The organism is Streptomyces sp. NPDC045846, assembly GCF_056431605.1.
This window is the reverse complement of record NZ_JBWKKJ010000016.1, coordinates 119,052-140,672: the sequence shown is the minus strand read 5'-3', so window position 1 is coordinate 140,672 and position 21,621 is coordinate 119,052. Positions and strand designations below refer to the sequence as shown.

Here is a 21,621-nt window from a genome sequence, read left to right as displayed (position 1 = left end):
TCCTCTTGACGGATGGCCGGAAGTCCGCCTAGATTTCCGGTCGGTGGACATCTGATTCCACCTCTCGAAAGTAATGAGCGCCGAGCGGGCCCACGGGGCCCGCCGCGCGGCAGTGAGCCCGGATCGAGCGCTCCTGCCAACTCTCAACCCGAGGAGCTTCTTCGTGAGCGTTACCACGCATGTCGTCCGTTCGTTGACGAACGAGATCGCCACCGAACTGACCGCCGAGACGCTGCTGAAGCTCGCCAACCGCGAGATCGGCGCCATCCACGTCAAGGGCTACTACCCGGTCGACATCGCCGCGGAGGTCGCCCAGAAGGCCATCAACCACCAGGCCCTCGGCAACTACCACAAGCAGCACACCAGCAGCGTCGGCCGCGTCTACATGCCGCACATCGACACCAAGTGGGACGCGGAACTCACGAACCAGTACCACGACCAGGCCCTTCCGGCCATCCAGGACGTGCGCTCCATGTTCCACCCCTACCTGTCGCCGGTGGACCGCGTCCGCCTGGAGCTGCAGGAGCTCTGGCCCGCCGGCGCCAACCTGATGCGGCTGCGCGGCCGAGCCTGCTTCGTCGGTGCGTTCCGCGTCTTCCAGCCCTCGACCTCCGAGTTCTACCCGCACAACGACGCGATCGACCAGGAGACGGACGCCCCCGAGATCGAGGGCGTGCTCAACCAGCTGGTCGCCAACATCTACCTCCAGGTCCCGGAGGAGGGCGGCGATCTGCACCTGTGGCTGCGCGAGCCCACCGAGGACGAGACCCGCACCATCCTCGACGTCGAGGGCCTTGAGCCGGACAGCGTCGAGGAGCCCGTCCACGTCATCCACCCCGAGGCGGGCGACCTCATCATCTTCAGCCCCCGCATGCTGCACGCCGTCACCTCCGGTGCGGGCAAGCACCGGGTCGGCGCCGCCGCGTTCATCGCCACCAAGGGCCCGCAGGAGCCGCTCGCCCTCTGGAGCTGATCCGGCCCGTCCGACCCCCGCTTCGACCGATCCGCCCACTCGCTAAGGACTACGGCATGCTCCCGGCGCTGGTGCGCACGCACGCGACGACTCACCCGAACCGAACGGCCGTCGCCGTGGGTCAGGACCGCCTGACCTACGCCGAGCTCGACGACCGGGTGTCCCGGCTGACTCATCGGCTGCGCGCCCGGGGCATCGCCCGCGGCTGTCTCGTGGGCATCCATCTCGACCGCACCCCTGACGCGGTGGTCGCCCTGCTCGCCATCCTGGCCAGTGGCGCGGCGTACACGGTCGTCGAACCCACCGACCCGGTGGCGGAAGGGGCCGGGCGTCTCGCCACGGCAACCCCCGACCTCGTGGTCACCTCCCGGTCCTACACGCACGACCTGCGCCGGGCCGGACTTCGGGTCCTCGACATTTCGGAGGTACCGGAGGATCCCGAGGTCCCCACCGACGGCGGCGCCCCCGTCCGGGCGCCGCTCGCCGACCCCTCGCCCGGGGACATCGCGTACGTCCTCTACACCTCGGGCTCGACCGGCGTCCCCAAGGGTGTCCAGGTCACCCACGCCAACCTGCGGCACTACACCGAGGCGCTGCTCGATCGCCTCGACATCACGCAACCGCTGCACTACGCCCATGTGACCACTCTCGCCGCCGACCTCGGCAACACCTGTCTGTTCCTGGCGCTGTGGACCGGGGGCACCCTGCACCTGGTCGAGGACGCGACCCGCCGCGACCCCCTGGGCCTGATGCGCTATCTGCACACCGAGCGCGTCGACGTCGTCAAGACCACCCCCTCGCACTGGGGCGTCCTCTTCCCGGCCTTCGGACACGACGCGGGCGCCCGACCGGCGCTGCGCCACCTGCTTCTCGGCGGCGAACTGCTCAGTGTCCCGCTGGCCCGCCGGGTGCTCCGCTCCGGCGTCACCCGGAGCCTGGTCAACCACTACGGACCCACCGAAGCCACGGTCGGCGTCGCGGCGCAGGTCCTGCGCGACGAGGCGGAACTCGAGCGGGCCGGCGCCATCGACTCGGTGCCCGTGGGCACCGCCTTCGGCCACACCCGGCTGTTCGTCCGCACCCCCGACGGCCGCTACCACGAACGCGATGCCACCGGCGAGTTGTACGTCACCGGACCCTCCGTCACCCCCGGCTACCGGGGCGACGCACAGGCCACGGCCGCCGCGTACACCGACGACGTCGATGCCGCGTTCCCGGGGGCCGGACGCGCCTACCGCACCGGCGACACAGTGCGTGCCGATGCCGACGGCGTCCTTGAGTTCCTGGGACGCGGCGACCGGCAGGTCAAGGTCGGCGGCTACCGCGTGGAGCTCGGGCACGTCGAAGCGGGCCTGCGCCGCCTGCCGTCGGTCGCCGAGGCGGTGGCCCTGCACTTCCCGGCCGGCCGTCCCACCCTCGTGGCCGCGGTCGTCGTCCGGGACGCCGAGGCCGAGCCCGCGGGCCTGCGCGAGGCCGCGCGCCGCTGCCTGCCCGCGTACATGGTCCCCGAACGCGTCGAGGTCTTCGACGACTTCCCGCGCAATGCCAACGGCAAGACCGATCAGCGCGCGCTGCGCTCCCTCGTCCAGGAGCGGCTCGCCCGCCGCACCACAGGCGCGGCCCGCGGCCACGACGTCGACGATCCCGTCCTCGCCGAGGTGTTGGCCGTCTGGCGACGCCACCTTGGGCACGGAGCGTTCGGCCCGTACGACGATTTCCGCCTGGTGGGCGGCAGTTCCATCGACGCGATCCAGGTCATCGCCGACCTTCAGGCCCGCGGCCACCAGGTGTCGGCCGCCGCGTTCCTGGCCGAGCCGACGGCCTCCGCCCTGGCCGCGCGCATCACGGCGGGCGCGGCGAGCGAGCAGCGCCCCGGCCCCGGAGCGTCCGGTCCGCGCGACGACGACCGTGCGCTCTCGCCGGCCCAACACTGGTTCTTCCGGCAGGACTTTGCCGAGCCCGACCAATGGAACCAGGCGCTCCTGCTCGACATCGACGCCGGCGTACGGGCCGACGTCCTGGCGGCCGCCGTCGACGATGTCGTCGCACTGCACCCCTTGCTGCACACCGCGTTCACCGGCACCGGGGGCGGACGGCGCCGCGAAGTCGTCCCCGCCCCGCACACCTGCACCACCTCCGCGCTGCCCGTAGGCGAGGATGCCGTCCAGCGTCACATCCGGCGGACCGCCGCCGAGCGGCAGGCCGAGATCTCCCTGGCGACCGGCGCCGTCTTCAAAGCCCACCTGTTCCAGGGCGCGACCCGCGCCCACCTCCTCCTGCTCTGCCACCACCTGTGCGTGGACGCCGTGTCCTGGCGCATCGTCGTCAACGACCTCAGCCGCTGCTACACCCAACGGCTGCGCGGCGAGGTCCCGGCCACCGCGGCGGGCACCACCGGCTTCGGCGCATGGGCCACCCACCTGGCCGGGCACGCCCCCGCTCTGCACGCCGACCTCGCCCACTGGGACGACGTCGAGCGGTACGCGCCCGTGCCCCGGGACCGCGGTGACCTGGAGGGCGACGCGCAGGCCGTCTGGTTCCGTCTGAGCCGGGCAGAGACCGACGCGCTCTCCCGCTCCGGCGCCGCGCGCGGCGGCACTCCGCCGCACGCCGCGCTGCTCGCCGCGTTCGCCCAGGCCCTGGCCGCGGCCGAAGACCGCGTGGAACTCCTCGTGGATGTCGAGAGCCACGGTCGCGCCACCTTCGACGAGACCCTCGACGTGTCCCGCGCCGTCGGCTGGTTCACCTCCACCTATCCGCTGCGCCTCGCGGTGGTCGAGGGCGACACCCCGGCCACCGCCAAGGCGGTGAGCGCCGCCCTCGACGAGGTGCCGCACCTCGGCGTGGCTTACGGCCTGCACACCCAGCCGCGACGCGCCGACGTGTGCTTCAACTACCTGGGCGGCTTCGCCCTCCCCTACGGTGACGACCTGCGCCCCGCGCTCTCGCGGTACGCCGTCGGCCCGGTGCGGGGCGCCGCGAACGAGCGCGGGTACGGACTCAAGCTGACGGCCCGTATCCATGACGGCCAGCTCGTCGCCGACCTCTCCTACGCGCGCGGCCGACGCGACCCGGCACGGATGCGCGCACTCGCCGAATCGACCCGCGCCCATGTGCTCGCCCTGGCCGAACTCCCGCACAGTGAGGGTCAGTTCGTCGTGGAGGATGGCTCCAGCACCGGGCTGCTCGCACAGGTCCCGCTCGCTCTGCGCTGTGAGCCACCGGCACGAGCCACCCGCGCCCGCGGTTCCGTCCTGCTCACCGGCGCCACCGGCTTCATCGGCGCCCATCTGCTGCGCCTGCTGCTGACCCGCACCGACGGCCATGTGCACTGCCTGGTGCGGGGGGCGCACGCCCGCTCCGCCCGGGAGCGGCTGCGCGAGACGTACGCCTGGTACTGGCCGGGCGAGGACCTGGAGGCGAACGCGGGCCGTGTCACCGTGTACGCCGCCGACCTGGCCGAGCCCGGTTTCGGCCTGGACCCCGCCGCGTACGCGAGGCTGTCGCGCGAGGTGGAGGCCGTCTACCATCTGGCCAGCGACACCCGCCTGTTCGGCGACCGCGCCTCCTTCGACCGGCAGAACACCGAGCCCGTGCGCGCCCTGATCCGGTTTGCAGCCGAGGGGCGCCCCAAGGACCTGCACTACGCGTCCACCCTCGCGGTCTGCGGCAGCGCCCCCGAGGGCGAACCGACCGTGTTCTGCGAGGACAGCCTGAACATAGGCCAGCGGTTCCTGAACGAGTACGAGCGCAGCAAATACGACGCCGAACGCCTCGTCCACGACTTCGCGGCCCGCGGCGGTGGCGGCTTCGTCTATCGGTCCGGCAATGTCTCCGGCCACTCGCGCACGGGACGATTCCAGCGCAACGCGGGGGACAACCGGCTGGTGCAGTTGCTGCGCGCGTGCGTACGCCTGGGCCGGGTGCCCGACCTGGGTGCGCGCACGCTGGCCCTGAGCCCGGTGGACACCGTCGCCGAAGGCATTCTGGAGATCTCCCGCAGTCCCCGGGTACGCGGCGGGACCTTCCACGTCGACACCCACCACGAGGTGACCTACGAGGAAGTGTTCGCCGCCCTCCGTGATCTCGGCTGCCCGCTGGAACGGGACGAGGCGACCGAGTTCGGGCCGCTGTTCGCCCGCCACCTGGGCGACGGCGACGAGCAGATCGCCCTCGCGCACTTCTGGGCCGTACGCCCCGAGCGCAACGTCCGCTACGACCACACCCGCACCCGCGGTCTGCTCGCCGAACTCGGGGTCGAGTTCGCCCCGCTGGACCGGGACTGGCTGCGCGCCCACCTTGGCGGGCTCGTGGAGCAGGGGCAGATCCCGATGGTCGTGCCCGCCTGAGCGCGCCGGTCCAACCGGCCGAGCAATGCCAGCAGTACGCACGCAATGACAAGTACCGCAAGAAAAGCAGGGGTTGACATGACACAGGGACGGATCGCCGTCGTCACCGGGGCCTCCTCGGGGATCGGCCGCGCGGTGGCCACCACCTTCGCCCGCGGGGGCGCCCGTGTGGTGGCCGCAGGCCGCGACACCGGCCGGCTCGGCGCCGTACGCGACGAGGTCGCGGGCGGCCCCGGCGCCGTGCTGCCCCATCCGGGCGACATGACCCGGCCCGCCCACACCGAGGAACTCCTCGCGGCGGCCGAACGCGAGTGGGGCGCGCCGGCGGACATTTTCGTCGCCTCCGCGGGACGCGGCCTGCCCGGCACGCTCCTGGGCTCCGACGCCGACCGCTGGCAGGAACTCCTCGAAGCCAATCTCCTCGCCGTGATGCGTCAACTGCGCGCCGTGGGAGCGGAGTTCAAGAAGCAGGCCGAGATCGACGGTGGCGCCACGGTCCGGGACATCGTCGTCATCGGGTCCACCGTCGGACGCCAGGTGTCCGCCGCCAACCCGGTGTACGGCGCCACCAAGTTCGCCGTCCACTCCCTCGTGGAGGCGCTGCGCCAGGAACTGTGCGCCCACACCGTTCGGGTCACTCTGATCGAGCCCGGGTTCGTGCGCTCCGGCTTCCAGGACGCCGCCGGGTACGACAGGGCCTGGTTCGAGGCGGTCGCGCGGGAGAACGGGCCGCTGCTGGTGCCCGAGGACGTCGCCGAGGTCGTCGCGTTCGTCGTGGGCCGCCCCGCCCATGTGCACCTGGACGACATCAGGCTCCGCCCGACCCGTCAGAAGGCCTGAGGGGGCACGCGGTGAGCACATTCCTCACCCATCTGTTCGGCCTGCGTGGACGCACGGCCGTGGTCACCGGCGGCAGCTCGGGCATCGGCGAGTCCATCGCCCGCGCCCTGTGCGGGGCCGGAGCCGATGTGGTGCTCGTCGCCCGGCGCACCGCACCGCTGAAGGAGGCCGCCGCGCGGATGCCGACGGGGGGCGGCGCCGTGTCCTGGCTCGGTGCCGACCTCGGCGACCGCGCGGCGGTGCACCGGCTGGCCGACGCGATCGAGGAGCGCCACCCGACCGTCGACATCCTCGTCAACTCGGCCGGTGTGAACCTCCGTCCGCCACTGGAGGAACTCACCGAGGAGGAGTGGGACCGCACGCTGCGCACCAACCTCGACGCGCCGTTCGTCCTCGGTCAGCGGTTCGGGCCCGGCATGGCCGCACGCGGCTGGGGGCGCATCATCAACATCGCCTCCCAACAGTCCGTGCGGGCCTTCGGCGACAGCGGAGCCTACGGCGTGTCCAAGGCGGCTCTCACCGCGCTCACCCGCTCTCAGGCCGAGGCCTGGTCGGCGCGCGGGGTGTGCGCGAACGCCATCGCCCCAGGGTTCGTGCACACCCCGCTCAACGAGGCGGTCTTCCGCGACCCGGTGCGCACCGAGGCGATGGCGCGTCGCACCATGGCCGGCCGCAACGGCGTGCTGGACGACTTCACCGGCGCCGCCGTCTTCCTGGCCGGTGACGCCTCGGCGTACGTGACCGGACAGACCCTCTTCGTCGACGGCGGGTTTTCCGTCACCTGACCCGCAGTGCCCCCAACCCCCTTTGTGAGGAGCTCCGTTGTCCCGGAACAGACCGGTCGTCGTGCTGGTCGACGCGTACACCTCGGGAAAGTACCTTCCCCCTGAGTTCGCCGCCCTGGGCGCGGATCTGGTGCACGTCCAGAGCACCCCCGAGCTCATGCCGTCGATGCCCGCACCCGACTTGAGCGTCTACACGGCAGCCCTGGTCCACACCGACCTGGAGAAGACCCTCCTTCGGCTGGCCGAGTTCGCGCCGGTGGCCGTGCTCGCCGGGCAGGAACCCGGTGTCGTCCTCGCCGACCTGCTCTCCGAGCGGCTGGGACTGCCCACCAACGGCACCGCCCTGTCCGCCGCCCGCCGCGACAAGTACTTCATGGGGGAGGCCCTGCGGATCGCAGGCCTGCATCGGGCCGAGCAGACGAAGGGCCGCGACCTCGACGCGCTTGTGTCCTGGGCGCGCGACCTCGCCGACTTTCCCGTGGTCGTCAAGCCTCTCAACTCGGCTGCCGGGGACGGGGTGTTCATCTGCGCCGACGAGGGGGAGGTGCGCCGTGCCGCGGAGGAGATCCTGGGCACGCCAACGATCTACGGTGACACCAACGCCGAGGTCCTCGTCCAGTCCTTCCTGCACGGCACCGAGTACGTGGTCGACATGGTCTCCTACGGCCGTCGGCGCTATGTGTGCGGCGTGTGGGAATACCAGAAGCGCCTGCTGCCCTCCGGCCGCAACATCTACGACCGCGAACGCCTGCTGGCGCCCGACGAGGGCCCGGCGCCGGAGCTGATCGCCTACGTGGAGCGGGCCTTGGGCGCCCTCGGCGTGCACTTCGGCCCGACCCACGCCGAGGTCATCGTCACCCCGACGGGCCCAGCTCTCGTCGAGGTCGGCACCCGCATCGCGGGCAACATGCATCCCGGATTCCACACCATCTGCGCCGGAGGCAACCAGGCGAACCTCACGGCCCTGGCCTACCTGGCGCCGGCCCAGTTCGTGCGCGGTTACGCGGGCCGCAGCTACGACAAGCTCAGCGAAGCCGTGTGCTGCACCACCGCCACCACCTTGTCGGGCGTGGTGGAGAGCGTCGACGAACAGGCCGTGGACGAGATCGCGGCCCTGGAGACGGTGACGCGCCTCGATCTGAAGATCGAGCCTGGGGGCGTGCTGCGCCCCACCGTGGACCTGTACTCCAGCACGATGCGGATCTTCATGGCCGGAACCTCCATGGACGCCATCGACCGCGACTGCGCGCGGATCGAGGACATCAAGGACCGGGTCTACCGGCTCCGTGACACGAGTGCGGGTGAGCAATGAGCAACGTCGTCGTCCCGGTCTTCCCCAAGTCCGGCGTCCGGCCGTCCGACATCGGCGACGCGGCCCGGCGCTGCGGCCTTGCCCCGGTGTTCGTCGCCTTCAGCGGCGCACTGGGCGCCGATGAGCGCGCCGAATACGAGGGCTTCGGACCGGTCCACGAGAGCGACGAGCACGACGTCGGCCCGCTCGTCGAGCGCCTGCGCCGGTACGACATCGCGGGTGTGACCGCCTTCAGCGAAGGCCTGCTGCGCTTCACCGCCGACCTCGCGCACCGGCTGGACCTGCCCTACCACGACCGTGGAACGGCGGCCCGGCTCACCGACAAGGGCGCCCAGCGTCGCCGGCTCGCCGAGCGAGGCGTGGACGCCGTGTGGTCGGTGCCCGTCACCAGCCGTGCCGAGGCACTCGCCCTGATGGAGCGGCGGCCGGGGCCGGTCGTCGTCAAACCGGTGCGAGGGCAGAGCAGCATCGACACCCACCTGGTGCGCGGCGCCGCCGACTTCCCCGCCGATGTGGCGCCGAGCGTCGAACGGCCCTTCGTCGTCGAGGAGTTCCTGTGCGGACGTGATGAGGGCGACTTCGGCGATTACGTGTCCGTGGAGTCCCTCGTCGTCGAAGGCACGGCCCACACCATCGGTGTGACCGGCAAATTCCCGCTGATGCCGCCCTTTCGCGAGCACGGCGGCTTCGTGCCCTCGCACCTGGACCCAGAGGAGAGCACGCGGGTGGCGAGACTGGCCGGGGACGCGGCGCTCGCGCTCGGCATCCGCCAGGGCCTGGTGCACACCGAGATCAAGCTGACGCCGCAGGGCCCGCGCATCATCGAGGTGAATGGCCGCCTCGGCGGCTTCGTCGCCGACATGTACCAGCGCGCGCTCGGGACCGACCTGCACGAACTGGGCATCCGCGTCGCGTGCGGACTGCCCGTCGAACTGCCCGGCACGGCCGCCCGCACCGTTGAGTTCCAGTACTTCGGTCTCTCTCCGCTGCCCGGCGGAGTGCTGCGGCGCATCGACGGCGTGGACGCGCTGCTCGCGCAGCCGGGGATCGTGGGCCGCATCCAGCGGCTGCACGAGGGCGAGGCCCTTCCCGCCCAGTCCACGTCCTTCTTCCTCGACGTCCTGCGCGGCACCGCGCCGAGCCACGCCGCGATGCTCGACACGATCGACCGGGCCCTGGCCCCCCTGCGCCTCACGTTCGAGGAGCCGGACGGCCGAACAAGCCTTTGGCAGGCGTGCCGAGGCGCGATGCGGCGCGTCGGACACCCCGGCGCCGACGACGGGTCGCCGTCGCCTCTCCCCATATCTGACACCACAGGAGTCACCTCTTGAACAGCTCCCCCTACCTCAACAACCCGCGTCTGCGTGACCTGTTCAACTGGGTCTTTCTGCGCAAGTCGGGCGGCCGCAACCGCCGCCGCATCATTCCCGCACACGCGGTCTTCCCCGAAGTGTGGGAGCTGGAGCGGAAGTTCCCCGAACTCAAGGCGGAGGTCGACGCGCTGCTCGCCGCCCGCGAGATCCCCACCTACGGTACTTTCGACCCGGCCCGGGCGGCCCAGGTTTCGCAGGAGTGGCGGCTGTACTACGCGTACATGTTCGGCAACACCAATGAACTGGCGAAGAAGGACCTCCCGACGCTGCTGTCCTTCGCCCAGTCCACGCCGAACGTCGTCAACGCGTTCGTCTCCATCCTGGAACCCGGCGTCACGCTGCCCGCGCACCAGGACCCGTATGCCGGAATCCTCCGCTACCACCTGGGCATCCAGGTGCCCACGGACAACCCGCCGCGCATTCGCCTCGCGGACGAGTACTACCAGTGGAAGGAAGGCGAGGGCGTCGTCCTCGACGTCTCCCTGGAGCACGAGGTGATCAACGAGAGCGAACAGCCGCGGGTCGTGGTGATCATCGACTTCCGCCGGCCCATGGGCCCGCTCGCCGGACTGCTCAACCGCTACTGCCTGTGGCAGAAGCGCAAGTTCGCGCCGCAGTTCGTGGAGGCGTCCAAGTACGACGTCATGCACTGAGCCGCCGGGTCGACACCGCTTCCGCAACTCGACCCGCAACCCGCCCGACCCCTCTGCCGGCGCTGGGGGCCTGCACCCCCGGCCCCCGGCGCCCCCCGCCCCGGCCCGCGCGGCCACCCGGGAAGGACTCCCACCTGTGCCCACCAAGACGACGACCGTACAACTGCCCGAGGGGGTCCTGGCCGTCGACCGCGCCGCGGACCTGCCGCGCGAGGGATGGGACGCCCTGGCCGGGCCGTACGACGTGTTCCTCACCTGCCGCTGGCTCGACGTCGTCGAAGCCACCGCGGGGGTGCCCATGACCTACCTGTGGATCGAACGCGGCGGTCGGCCCGTGGCGGGCCTGGCCACCGCCACGGCCACCACCTCCGTGCCGTGGGCGCTCGGCCGTCCCGACGTCGTCCTGCGCAACAGCGCCGACGCCGAACTGCCCGGTGCGCAACGCCTGTTCGCGTCGCTCGGCGCCGACCCGTCGCAGGCGCTGATGCCCGCGCTCGTCGCCGGAGGGCGCCACGTTGGCAGTACCAGGGTGCTGTGCTCCGCCGACGCGACCCACGCCGAGGTGGAGTCCCTGGTCGTCGCGGCCGAGGCACTCGCCCGCGACGCCGGGCTTGCCTCGGTGTGCTTCCTGTACCTCGACCAGCGGGACGTCACACTCACCCGCGTACTCTCCGACCGCGGTTACTCCTCGTACACCACCGGCCGCTACAGCACGCTGGAGGTCCCCGACGCCGGCGGCTTCGACGCCTACCTGGCGGCTCTTCCCCGCAAGCGCCGGGTTTCCATCGCCTCCGAACGGCGCCGCATCCGCGAGTCCGGCCTGCGAGTCCGGCTCCAGTCACTGTCCGAGGCCGACCTCGGCCGGTGCGCCGGGCTGGAGTCGGGACTGCTCGCCAAGTACGGCATCGACATCCGCCCCGACCAGGTACTGACGCAGATCCGCCAGGTCCGGGACGTCTTCGGTGACGACGCCTTCGCCGTGGTCGCCGAGGCGGAGGGAGAGGTGCGCGGCTTCGGGCTGATCCTGCGCCACGGCGAGCACTGGTACGCGCGCCAGACCGGCTACGACTACGCCTACCAGGAACGCACCGGGCTCGCCCTGTACTTCGAAGTCCTCTACTACCGGCTCGTCGAGGAGGCCGCCGCGGCCGGGATCCGCACCCTGCACTACGGCCTCGGCAGCGAGCAGGCCAAGCGGTCCCGGGGCTGCGTCGCGACCGAGCAACGCTGCCACCTCCTGCGCCTGTGACCCGGGCCGCGTGACGGCGCCGGGAGATGCCGGGCACCAGCCCTCCGGACCGGCCCCGCCGCAGTAACACTCGCCTCTCCTCGCCCACCGTCCACCGCTCACCGCCCACCGAAGGGTCGCACCGCCATGACATCCACCGCAGTGAAGGACACCGCGCCCGCGGCCCCGATGCTGCCGCGCGGGCCGGGCGTCGTGTGGTTCGGACTGTCCGAACTCGTCAAGGCCCTGGGAACCGGCTTCTTCTACCCCTTCTCGCTGCTGTTCTTCACCGAACTGTCCGGTCAGTCCTTGCGCTCCGTCGGCCTCGTCCTGACCGTCACCGCGCTCTGCGTGCTCCCGGTCCTCTTCGCGGTGGGCCGCCTGGTGGACCGCATCGGCCCGAAACCCGTGCTCATCGCCGCCGCCGGAGTGCGCATGCTGTGCTTCGTCGGCGTGGTCTCCTTCCGGGGCCTGGTCCCTCTGATGGTGTGCACGCTGCTGCTCGCCCTCGGCAACCGCGCGGAGCAGGCCGCCAGCCCCGTCCTCGCGATCCGTCTCGCACCGCCCGGACAGAGCGGGCGCTGGTTGGCCCTCGTCCGGGTCTCCTTCAACGCGGGCATCGGTGGCGGCGCGCTCCTGGCGAGCCTGTTCGTCGTCGACACCGCGTCCGGCTTCGTCCTGCTCGGCCTCATCAACGCGGCCGGCTTCCTGCTCAACGCCACGCTTTACCTCGGCGTTCCGCCCGGTCGCCCGGCCGAACCCGCCCCGCCCCGCCGACTGCACGGCGGCGCGGACGGGCCCTGGCGCAACCTGACGTTCCTGCGGGTGGCCGGCGCCAACGCGCTTCTGCTGACGGCGATGCTGGCGGTCGAGAGCGCCATGCCCGTGTTCGTGCTGCGCGAACTGCACATGCCCCCCTGGACCGTCGGCCTGCTGTTCGCGGTCAACACCGCGCTGCTCACCGTCCTCCAACTGCCGCTCAGCCGCTTCCTGGAACGTTTTTCGCACCGCCGGGTCCTGGCACTGGGCGGACTTTCTTACGTCGTGCTGTACGCGGCGGCCCTGCTGGCGGCGCCGCTGACCCAGGGTGCGCGGGTGGCGGTCATGGTCATCGGCATGACCGTGTACACCCTGGGTGAACTGGCCGTGTCCCAGGCGGCGATGCTGATGCTGACGGGCATCCCGCCCGAGCGCGAGCGCGGCTCGTACATGGCCTTCAACCAACTGTTCGCCGGCGGCGCCACCGCGCTGGCGCCCCTGCTCGTAGCCCTGCTGCTGGCCAGTCGACCGGACGCACTGTGGTGGGTGCTGGCCGCAGGCAGCGTGGTCGCGGCGCTGTTGGCGGTATCCGGGGGAGGCTCGGGAACGTCACGGGACGCTTCCGCATGAGGGTGATCACGCGACCCGGTGCCGCGGTCCGGCCACGGGGCGGGAGATCGCCTGGGATGATAACGGCGAGCCTCCGGCTCTCGGGGGTCGGCCCCGGACCCGGGTGATCAGAGCCACCCGCCGCCCGCCCCGACCTCATCCGCCTCTACGGGCTGCGGCCGTGGATCGAGCAGAGCTACCAGCAGATCAAGGACGAGCTCGGCTGGGCCGACTTCCAGGTCCGCTCCACCCGCGCCATCAAACGCCACCAGACCCTGGGCAACTGCGAGTTCTCGTTCTGGTGAGCCCAGTGGCTCGCCCCACCCAGGGCGCTGGACACCACCGCACCGGGCCCCTGCCCAGACGACCGGGGCAGAGAGACATCTCAGGGGCTTAAGGAGTCAAGCCGCGGCCGTCGGTGATGAGGAGGTTGGGGAGGTGAAGGCAGCATGTTGCTCGTCGAAGTGCTGCCGGGTTTGAAGGCAGTGGAAGAGCTGTCCGAGCATGCGGTTGAACAGGTTGTGCTGGGCGGCTGCGTGCCAGTCCCCGTGCTCGCGGCGGCCCGTCCGTCGAGCTCCAGGCCCTCCTCGACGAGGTCGCCACGGACACGGGACTGCACCTCTACCTCCGAACTCAACGAACTACCGGTGACAGAGGTGGAGCGGCCGGTGTGTACCCAGTGTGGCGTGAAGTTCAGTCGACTCCACGAGCTCGGGTCCGTCCGGTCGCCGCAGAGTACGGCTGCCAGTTGCCGAGGCGGCAGCTTACGGCTACTGCATGGGGGTTTTGCGTTATATGGGCGGTGTGAACTATTCGGGATCTGTGGCCCGTTTCGGCCGAGATTCAACGGTGCAGCTTTCCCTTGATCGTTTACTTATGCCAGGGTTTGGGTGACCCGCGTCGCTGCCTCAACTGGGCTGTGACGTGCACTGACTCGGGGAGGAACCATGAAGCCCATACCAGGTATAGCGGGCACGTTGAGAGCCACTGCTGTGGCGTCTGCACTGATCGCCACTGTCGCCCCGTCCGCTCAGGCGGCCGACGGCCACGCGGCCATCGCCCGGGCTGCGGCGACAGTCGAGCAGGCAACCGGCACTGGGGACCTCGCTCCCTCTGGAGCGACGGCCTGGAGCGTCACGACGACGGACAACGACACGGTCACCGTGACGGCTCCTCAGAGCGCTGAGGGCACCGTCGAACTGGCCGGACCGGACGGCCGATCGCTGCGCCTGGGTCTGCCAGGCACCAAGAGCGTCGTCGGCAGCAAGGCTGGCGCCGGCACGGTTGTCTATCCCGACGCCGCGAAGAACACGGACATCGCTGTCCAGCTCACAGCCGGGGCGGCGCCCGCGCCCTGACTACCCTCAAGACCAGCTCAGCTGTCACCGCGCAGCACTACGACCTCGGTCTGCCCGCGGACACGACGGCCGTCCCGGCCGACGACGGCGGCTTCCTCCTGGTCCAAGTCCGCGACGACGGCGCCTGGATCGTCGGCTCGATCGACGCCCCCTGGGCGAAGGACGCCAACGGCAAGGACGTCCCCACGTCCTACCGACTCAACGGCAGCACTCTGGTGCAGGACATCCAGCCGAACAGCGACACAGCCTTCCCCGTAGTGGCCGACCCCAGTGTCAGCTTCGGCCGCGGCGTCTACATCAAGTTCAACCGGTCCGAAACCAAGACCATCGCGGGATACTCCTCCGCCTCCAACGCGGTAGTGGCCGCCTGCCAGAAGGTTCCCAGCAGCGTGCGCGGGGTGCCGGTACGCACCATGTGCCGCGGCACACTGGCAACCGCCGCCAAGAGCGTGTCCAACACCTTCAAGTCGGCTGCAAGCCAGGGAAACTGTGTACAGATCCGCCTGCCGTACGCCCCGATCGGGGTCGTCGTCGGATGGCCCGAGTGGAAGAATGTGACGTGCTAGCCGAGATGGAACCCGCACAGGCCCCCCGTAACCTCCTGCGCCGTGTCCTGGCCGAGTTCGCCGGAGTCGTCGCCGTTCTGCTGGTCGTGCAGTACGGCTTCGACCGCGAAGTAACCCTGCGCTCCGTCGTCGTGGCGATCGCGGTCGGCTTGCTGGCTGTGCTCATCGACCCTCTTTGGAGCAGCTGGCGCAAGCGAAATCGCTAGACGGCTTCGTGCATGTTCAGGGACTTCGCTTGTGTCCGAGGCAGAGGTTGGCCGAGCCGATGGGAAGCCACTCAGGCAAAACCCTGAAGGTGCGGTGTCGTTCCACTCCCGCACCCGGCGTTACAGCCTTCCTGCTGACAGCCGGAGCCCGGGGTCCAGTACCCGGGACACCGCCGACCTGCGGTGTCCCGGGCCAGGGGATCGTTCCGGTGCGGGCACAGCCGACAGTCATCGTGTCTGTCCGCTGGCGGCGGGGCGGGGCCGAACAGGGGGACGACCCGGGGAGGCTCTCGTCAGCCTCCTGCCGTCCAGGTCTCCGCTGGGCGGGCCCGGGCCAGCGCGCCGACGCCTCCCTCGGCCCTGTCCGGTAGAGGTTCCTGGCGCGAGCGCCAGCTCGGTCAGGATGCCTGTCGTTGTTGTCCGTTGCTTCATATCGTTGGCTTGCCAGAGTCGGCGGGGAGAGAAGGCGGAGTTACGGCGCCGTACAGCCGGTATTCCAGCCTTGGGATCTTCAGCTCCGGGGCGTGAACCGTTGGAGGAGACGCTCCCGCTGCGCGTTGCCCAGGCCACGCACCCGGCGGCTTTCGGAGATCTGGATGTCGTCCAGGATCCTTTGGGCGCGTACCTTGCCGACATCGGGGAGCCCTTCGAGCAGCGCCCGGACCGCTTCGGAGGTGCTGTCCAGCACGTCACGCAGCGACAGTTTCCCGTGCTTGAGCGCCTCCTTCACGGCGGCGCGCTCCTTGCGGGCGGCAGATGCCTTCGCGAGCGCGGCCCGGCGCTGCTCAAGAGTCAACTGGGGCAGAGCCGTGGGGCGGTCCTTTCGTCCTACGGAAACCGAGCGGCCCTCATCATGACCTTGTGCCGAGGCTTTGACCAGCGGGTTCAAGGCCCACGTTCACGGTGACGTGGCGGGCGATTGCGGGCGCCCATTTGCGCCCCGCGCGGCAGCGGGTGGGACTCTTTTCGGTCATGCCCGCTCCACGACGTCGGTGTGCAGGTCAGTTGGATGGCATCGTGACGAGTCCGGCCCGTCAGGCTCCCCCGTCTTGGCGGGCCGGGCCTCTGCCGCGACAGAGGCGACGAGAATCAGCCCGTACTGGGTGAGCGCCTGGGGGCGCGACTGCCTCGCGGGTCTAGGTCAGGCCAGGCCGTTTTTAGAAGGTGCTGTTGGGTGGGTCGTCTGGAGAAGTCGCCGGCGGACATCCAGCTGGTGAGGTCTCGGGCGATCTGGTCGATGCCGGTCTCGGTGCCGACGGCGTGTTCGCGGCGGATGACCTCGTAGCCGCCTTCATCCAGGACCGCGACGGAGGTGAACCAGACCGGGTCGCCCTCGTCGGGCTGGATGACGACGAAGTGACGCCGAGCGCTTCGATCGTCGGCGTCCGTCCGTGACAGACGGCCCATCGGTTAGCGACGCCGCACCCCGATGCTCCGCAGCTTGGCTGGGCGGGGGTCAAGTGAACTGAATGGCCTGGGTATCCTCTGGTACGCGCAGGGGGCGGCGCACGGCGTGACTTCAGCGCTCACGTCCCACAAGCATCAGCGGCTGTAGCCGCACATCGCCAAGCAGAAGCAGAAAGCAAGGGTGGGGACCGCATGTCCGACAAGCCGCGCAAGCCCGCGCACCGGCTCTCCAAGAGAAACCGCTACATAGCCTGGGGCGTGGCCGGTGCCGCCGTCGCCGCGACGGGCGGCCTCATCGCGCAGAGCGCGTCGGCTGCTCCGGCGTGGCCCGCGCAGAAGACGTACACCGGGCTCGCCTTCGACACCTGCGCGGCTCCGTCCGCCGCCGCGATGAAGGCCTGGAAGCCCGGACCCTATGGCGCGGCGGCCGTCTACGTCGGCGGCAAGAACCGGGGCTGTTCCCAGCCGAACCTCACCGCGTCCTGGGTAAAGACGGTCACTTCCCAGGGCTGGAAGCTCATCCCCATCTATGTGGGTGCCCAGCCGTCCTGCCAGAGCGGCTCCAGCCCGGAGAAGATGACGACCTCCAACGCGTCGTCCCTGGGCGCCTCCGACGGTGCGGACGCGGCGGCCAAGGCTTCCGCGCTCGGCATGAAGCAGGGCAGCGCGATCTACCTGGACATGGAGCCGTACGACATCACGAACGCGTCGTGCAACAACGCGGTCCTCACCTACGTCCGTTCTTTCACCAAGACCTTGCGTGCCAAGACATACCGGGCCGGCTACTACGGTTTCAGCACCTCCAGTGCCAAGGCCATCGCCACCGCTGCCGACCGGACCGACCTGCCGGGCAACCTCTGGTACGCGAAGTGGGACAACACCAACACAACGACCAGTGACTGGCCCTGGGCGAGCAACCTCTACACGGATCACAGCCGTGGCCACCAGTTCACGGTCAACAGCAAGGAGTCCCGCGGCGGTTACACCATCACCGTCGACCGTGACGCCTGGGACGGCCCGGTAGCCATCGTCGGCTGATCGGACCCCCGGCCCGGCCTCCCCGCGATTCATGCGGGGGCCGGGCCCTTTGCGTTTCCGCGCTCGTCAGACCAGTGGTGTCTTCCTGCTCGGTGCCCAGGGTGCCCCCGACGATCTCCGTGATCCCCGCCCCGACAGCGCACACGCCCGCGACAACCAGGACCGCGAACAGCACGTCCGGCAGCGGCCGAAAGGGCGGCGAGGGTGAGCGGGCGGGGACCCGCTGACGTGGCGACGATGTCGGCGAGAAGCCGGTAGGCGGCGCCCGGGCCCGAATCCACTGCATCTGGACGGCCCAAGCCCGCGCACAGCAGCGGCCGGGTACCGACCCGCTCGAGGCGTACGCCATCCTCCACCGCGCTCTGTGGGGTTCTCTCAGCGCGGACTTTCACTGGTGAAAGTGGTCCGGCCCCTGAAACGCAACCAGGCCCGGCTCCCCAGCATCCTTAGGTTCAAGAGGTTGTCGCAACACCCCAGGTCGCGGGGGAGCCTTCATCGGGGTTGGGGGCTCGATACCGCTGGTCAATGGGGGGAGCGATGGTGACGCTGTAGAAGAGCGTGCCGCCGGGTTCCATGGCAGTCAGGTGTGAGACGCAGTCGGGACCGTGGGGGGCGGTGTAGGTGACCAGCCGCCGGTCCGCGGGCGCGGGAGCCTGGCGCATCCGGCTCACGGGGGAGAAACCGCAGGCCAGGAGATGCGAGGCCGTCACGGGCGTTGTTGCGCCCACTGGCGTGCCGTCAGGGCGAAGTCGAGTGTTTCGACTTCGCCCGAGCCGGGCTCTCGCGAGTACTCCTGGCGGTCGCCATCGGGATGTTGTACGCGCCGGAATCCGGCGCGTTCCAGGACACGGACCGAGGCGGTGTTACGGGCATCGCAGTCCGCGGATACCTCCAGCAGCCCCCGTCCGAACAGGTTCTCCACCACGGCCCTGACCGCTTCGGTGGCGTAGCCGCGGTGGTGGTGTTTGGCGGCCAGGGTGAAGCCCACGACTGCGTGCAGCCGGTCGTCGCTGAGCAGCACACCGAGATCACCGGCGAGAGCCCCGCCGGCCCTGAGCCCGATTGCGTACTGGAACCAGCCGGGCTGTTCGGGGTCTCGTGCCATGTAGCGGCGTACTTGCTCAAGCGCGGCTTCGGGAGTGAGGGGAGAGGGCCAGGCCTGGTACCTGGCGATGTCGGGGTTGTTGCGATACTCGGCCATCGGAGCCGCGTCGGCGAGGGTGAAGCGGCGCAGGACCAGACGGGGAGTCTCTATCTCAATCATCCGGGCAGCCTGGCACGGCGCCGTGACGCGGGGCAGGGGTTTTCCTGAACGGCCGGCCGGGGGCCTATTCACCGAAGCCGCCGGGGTCATTTTCGGTGTGCAGGCGGGTGTCGAAGTCGGCTGCCCAGGCGTTGGCCCAGGTGCGCATGCTACTTCCTCTGGAACCTCAAGATCCTCGTCTCCAGGTATCCACGATCCAGGAAGGTTCACTGGAGCTTCTTCGAGCAACCGGCCGTCCCGGCACGCAGGCGTTATGCCCCGACACAACCTGCCTCTTACCTGCCTCGACCTCGCGCGGCTGCTTGCCCGGCCGGGGGCCGTGGTTGACGGCGGGTGGTAGCCGCCCTTGTAGGGCTGCCGGGGCCTGTTCCTCAGAGTGGCGGGCAATCGGAGAGCCTCACCGAAGCGGCACGCTGCTGATTGTCGGGCACCGCAGCCCTGCACTGACAATCCGTGCGGCACGCTGGACGGCGTTCGCCATCTTGGTGATGTCTTGTGCGGGCGTGACCATGGCGCAGACGGCTCCGACGATGTCGCCGTGTTGAGTGGTCACTGGCGCGGCTGCGCAGCACACCCCCGTGATCAGCTCCTCCCGATCCAGGCATAGGCCCGTTTCCCGGATGGCGGAAGCCTCGCGTGACCAGGACGCGGGCAGGGAGCTCAGGGGCGCCTCGGGCGGGGCGAATGCCACCAGAACCTTGCCTGCGGAGGTATGCCAGGGCCAGCTTGCCCCCGGGCGAACCGGCGCCAGGTGGTCCACCATGCCTGGAACACCGAAGGCGGCCAGCGTCCGCCCCTCGCGCAGCACACAGATCGCGACCGAGGCGTCCGTGGCAGCGGCCAGCTGCCGGATCGGGGTGTCCGCCGCGGCGCGCAGCCGTGGATGTGGCTGCCACCCCAGGCCGAGACGGAACACCCGGGAACCCATCCGGTATTGGCAGCCACGATGCTCGACCGCGCCCAGTTCGGCCAGCTGCTCCAGGAGCCGGTACGCCGTGGCCTTGGGCAGCCCGCTGCTGGCCGACAGTGCTGTCAGTCCGGCTTCCTCCGCCTCCCTGAGCGCTTCCAGCAACGCAAAGGCGCCCTCCAGCACTCCGCGCCCGCGAGACGGCCGTTCATCTGCGAGTTCTGTCGTCGAGCCGACCATCCGATGCCCCCTCTGCTTCAGCATGGGGACCAATTGCACCGGGCGGGGCTAAACGCATGATAAATGGCAGACCGGCGGCGGAACCGAAAATTATTAATTCCGGATGCGTTCGATATTCCTCCTCTGAGGGGCCTGATTCCGCTGCGGCAGGAGAGGCTGAATCGACTGATCTGCTGTGTGTGGATCGAGTGCCTGGCGTGAACGGTCCGCTCAACGGACCGTGATTCGCCGCGCCGAGGAGGCTTCGCTAGATTGGGCACCGCTTCGATTCCCGGTATGAAAAACCGCAGGAGCAGGCCAGAGAATATGGCGCTGTGAATGAGTTCCGTACGTGAATGCGGATCGTTAGCATCCGGTCCACGGACAGACTTACCTGAAGTACGGTTCGGCGAGGGCGGCCCCGTCTCGACCGAAACAGATCCTTGCGATAAATGCGCGCTGCACGACTGCGCCCGGAAAACAAGGAGTGGATTCATGTCGAGCCGAGTGGCGACTATATCCGGCGGTCCGAACGTCATCGTGTGGGACATCACCTACGCCTGCCCGCTGCGATGTACGCACTGTTATTCCGAATCGGGACGGCGTGCTTCGAGGCAGCTCTCCCTCGTGGACATGTTGCGGGTCACGGAGGCAATGCTGTCGTTGCATCCGGCGGCCATCGTGCTCGCGGGCGGCGAACCCCTGATGGTGAAGGGCCTGCGGGAGGTCGTCGACCGCATGGTGGACGCCGGAGTGGAGCCTCACCTCTACACCGGTGGGTGGTCGCTGCGGCGGTCGGCGGTTGAGGACGTACTGGCGAAATGCGCGGACGTCAGCGTGAGCGTCGACGGGGCGACGGCCGAGATTCATGACGCCGTCCGCGGCCGGGTGGGCTCCTTCGACCGCGCCATGGCCACTCTGGCGCTGCTCGACCGGTGGGCCGCCCGCCAGAGGGCCCGTCATGCCCAGTCATGCGTATTCGCGCTGGATGCCACCATCGTACGCAGCAGCTTCGATCAACTGGAGTTGTTCTGCACCGATATTGCTCCGCGGTTTCCGGAGCTGCATCAGCTGTCCTTCGGTGCGGCCATGCCGATCGGGCTTGCCAGCCGGCCCGGGTTTGTCGAACATGAACTCCTCACCGATGAGCAGGCCGACCTCCTGGTCGATCCCCAGCACATCGAATGGCTTCGCTCCTTCGTGCCGCCATCGGTCCACGTATCGGTCACCGACAATCGCCTGCTGCGCTACCACCCCGATCTCCTCGCCCAGGACCGCATCCCCGCGATGCAGGTGGAACCGGACGGCCGGGTACGGGCGATGGCGATATACGAGGGCACCGTGGGCAGCCTGCTCACCGATCCGCCGATGGAGCTGTGGAAGCGCTCGGTCGCGAGGTGGAGCGACCCATTCGTGATCGAAACCCTTTCGTCGGTCTACACGATGAAGGACTGGGCTGCGGCCACTCGCCAGCTCGACCACCGCTTCGGGACGGACGACGACCGTGCCCGTATCGATGCCCGTCCACCTCTACTTTCCCAAGCCCTTCCCGCTGGATGAACACGCACTGCCCGGCGGGAAGCAGTTCATTCGTTGCGACGCTGAAAGGGGGTGTATTCGCATGGAATTCGACGTGACTGCCCTGCAGGTCCTGGAGGAGCCCGAGCCCGAGCTCGGCCTCTTCCCGTGCTGCGGCACCTGCTGAGTGCCACCGGTCCGGCCCGCTTCCCACACCGATCGCGCGTGGGGGGTGGGCCGGATCCCCCCTGTCGGTC

18 protein-coding genes and 3 pseudogenes are annotated in these 21,621 nt (G+C 69.9%); 16 read left to right on the top strand and 5 right to left on the bottom strand.

Annotated elements, in window-relative coordinates:
• Positions 1–163: 163 nt before the first annotated feature.
• The 10 genes and pseudogenes from AC07F3_RS35075 to AC07F3_RS35030 all read left to right on the top strand — a co-directional run.
• Positions 164–973 carry a 2OG-Fe(II)-dependent halogenase WelO5 family protein gene (locus tag AC07F3_RS35075; RefSeq protein ID WP_479118700.1) on the top strand — a complete coding sequence of 270 codons (810 nt, stop codon included), beginning with the start codon at positions 164–166 and terminating at the stop codon, positions 971–973.
• Between the two features lie 56 nt (positions 974–1,029).
• Positions 1,030–5,322, top strand: coding sequence for an amino acid adenylation domain-containing protein (locus AC07F3_RS35070; RefSeq protein WP_479118698.1), 4,293 nt, complete (start codon positions 1,030–1,032; stop codon positions 5,320–5,322).
• Between the two features lie 78 nt (positions 5,323–5,400).
• Positions 5,401–6,162 (top strand): SDR family oxidoreductase, encoded by a 762-nt coding sequence (locus AC07F3_RS35065; protein ID WP_479118696.1) that lies wholly within the window; start codon positions 5,401–5,403, stop codon positions 6,160–6,162.
• A gap of 11 nt (positions 6,163–6,173) precedes the next feature.
• Positions 6,174–6,947, top strand: coding sequence for an SDR family NAD(P)-dependent oxidoreductase (locus AC07F3_RS35060; protein ID WP_479118695.1), 774 nt, complete (start codon positions 6,174–6,176; stop codon positions 6,945–6,947).
• Positions 6,948–6,984: 37 nt separating this feature from the next.
• On the top strand, positions 6,985–8,259 hold the full coding sequence (locus AC07F3_RS35055; protein WP_479118693.1) for an ATP-grasp domain-containing protein: 1,275 nt from the start codon (positions 6,985–6,987) through the stop codon (positions 8,257–8,259).
• A complete protein-coding gene (locus AC07F3_RS35050; protein WP_479118691.1) occupies positions 8,256–9,590 on the top strand; it encodes an ATP-grasp domain-containing protein in 1,335 nt (444 codons plus the stop codon). The genes AC07F3_RS35055 and AC07F3_RS35050 overlap by 4 nt, the downstream gene beginning before the upstream one ends.
• Positions 9,587–10,285 carry an aspartyl/asparaginyl beta-hydroxylase domain-containing protein gene (locus AC07F3_RS35045; RefSeq protein ID WP_479118689.1) on the top strand — a complete coding sequence of 233 codons (699 nt, stop codon included), beginning with the start codon at positions 9,587–9,589 and terminating at the stop codon, positions 10,283–10,285. The genes AC07F3_RS35050 and AC07F3_RS35045 overlap by 4 nt, the downstream gene beginning before the upstream one ends.
• A gap of 136 nt (positions 10,286–10,421) precedes the next feature.
• Entirely contained in the window at positions 10,422–11,534 is a 1,113-nt protein-coding gene (locus AC07F3_RS35040) for a GNAT family N-acetyltransferase (RefSeq protein WP_479118687.1), read from the top strand.
• A 126-nt stretch (positions 11,535–11,660) separates the two neighbouring features.
• Positions 11,661–12,902 (top strand): MFS transporter, encoded by a 1,242-nt coding sequence (locus tag AC07F3_RS35035; protein WP_479118686.1) that lies wholly within the window; start codon positions 11,661–11,663, stop codon positions 12,900–12,902.
• Positions 12,903–13,039: 137 nt separating this feature from the next.
• Positions 13,040–13,252: pseudogene (locus AC07F3_RS35030) on the top strand (IS701 family transposase); the annotation flags it as partial.
• A 30-nt stretch (positions 13,253–13,282) separates the two neighbouring features.
• On the opposite strand, the pseudogene AC07F3_RS35025 reads toward AC07F3_RS35030, so the two are convergent.
• A pseudogene (locus tag AC07F3_RS35025) lies at positions 13,283–13,447 on the bottom strand (IS110 family transposase); the annotation flags it as partial.
• 381 nt (positions 13,448–13,828) lie between these two features.
• Between AC07F3_RS35025 and AC07F3_RS35020 the strand changes: the two are divergent.
• The 3 genes from AC07F3_RS35020 to AC07F3_RS35010 all read left to right on the top strand — a co-directional run bounded on the left by AC07F3_RS35020 (position 13,829) and on the right by AC07F3_RS35010 (position 15,011).
• A complete protein-coding gene (locus AC07F3_RS35020; RefSeq protein ID WP_479118685.1) occupies positions 13,829–14,239 on the top strand; it encodes a hypothetical protein in 411 nt (136 codons plus the stop codon).
• Positions 14,240–14,496: 257 nt separating this feature from the next.
• On the top strand, positions 14,497–14,805 hold the full coding sequence (locus AC07F3_RS35015) for a hypothetical protein (protein WP_479118684.1): 309 nt from the start codon (positions 14,497–14,499) through the stop codon (positions 14,803–14,805).
• Positions 14,799–15,011 (top strand): hypothetical protein, encoded by a 213-nt coding sequence (locus tag AC07F3_RS35010; RefSeq protein ID WP_479118682.1) that lies wholly within the window; start codon positions 14,799–14,801, stop codon positions 15,009–15,011. The genes AC07F3_RS35015 and AC07F3_RS35010 overlap by 7 nt, the downstream gene beginning before the upstream one ends.
• Before the next feature lie 511 nt (positions 15,012–15,522).
• On the opposite strand, the gene mihF is transcribed toward AC07F3_RS35010, so the two are convergent.
• The gene (gene mihF / locus AC07F3_RS35005) at positions 15,523–15,807 is read right to left on the bottom strand and encodes an integration host factor, actinobacterial type (RefSeq protein ID WP_479118681.1); all 285 of its coding nucleotides are present in this window, start codon (positions 15,805–15,807) and stop codon (positions 15,523–15,525) included.
• A gap of 371 nt (positions 15,808–16,178) precedes the next feature.
• A pseudogene (locus AC07F3_RS35000) lies at positions 16,179–16,367 on the bottom strand (hypothetical protein); the annotation flags it as partial.
• A gap of 243 nt (positions 16,368–16,610) precedes the next feature.
• Between AC07F3_RS35000 and AC07F3_RS34995 the strand changes: the two are divergent.
• Positions 16,611–17,456 carry a glycoside hydrolase domain-containing protein gene (locus tag AC07F3_RS34995; RefSeq protein WP_479118680.1) on the top strand — a complete coding sequence of 282 codons (846 nt, stop codon included), beginning with the start codon at positions 16,611–16,613 and terminating at the stop codon, positions 17,454–17,456.
• 706 nt (positions 17,457–18,162) lie between these two features.
• Here the strand turns inward: AC07F3_RS34995 and AC07F3_RS34990 are convergent.
• Together AC07F3_RS34990 and AC07F3_RS34985 are read right to left on the bottom strand one after the other, a co-directional pair.
• Entirely contained in the window at positions 18,163–18,720 is a 558-nt protein-coding gene (locus AC07F3_RS34990; protein WP_479118678.1) for a GNAT family N-acetyltransferase, read from the bottom strand.
• A 397-nt stretch (positions 18,721–19,117) separates the two neighbouring features.
• Positions 19,118–19,891, bottom strand: a complete 774-nt coding sequence (locus tag AC07F3_RS34985; protein WP_479118677.1) for an IclR family transcriptional regulator — start codon at positions 19,889–19,891, stop codon at positions 19,118–19,120.
• Between the two features lie 450 nt (positions 19,892–20,341).
• On the opposite strand from AC07F3_RS34985, the gene AC07F3_RS34980 reads away from it, so the two are divergent.
• Positions 20,342–21,406 carry a radical SAM protein gene (locus AC07F3_RS34980; protein WP_479118675.1) on the top strand — a complete coding sequence of 355 codons (1,065 nt, stop codon included), beginning with the start codon at positions 20,342–20,344 and terminating at the stop codon, positions 21,404–21,406.
• Complete coding sequence (locus AC07F3_RS34975; protein WP_479118673.1) at positions 21,363–21,551, top strand: ALQxL family class IV lanthipeptide; 189 nt, start codon at positions 21,363–21,365, stop codon at positions 21,549–21,551. The genes AC07F3_RS34980 and AC07F3_RS34975 overlap by 44 nt, the downstream gene beginning before the upstream one ends.
• Positions 21,552–21,621 lie beyond the last annotated feature (70 nt).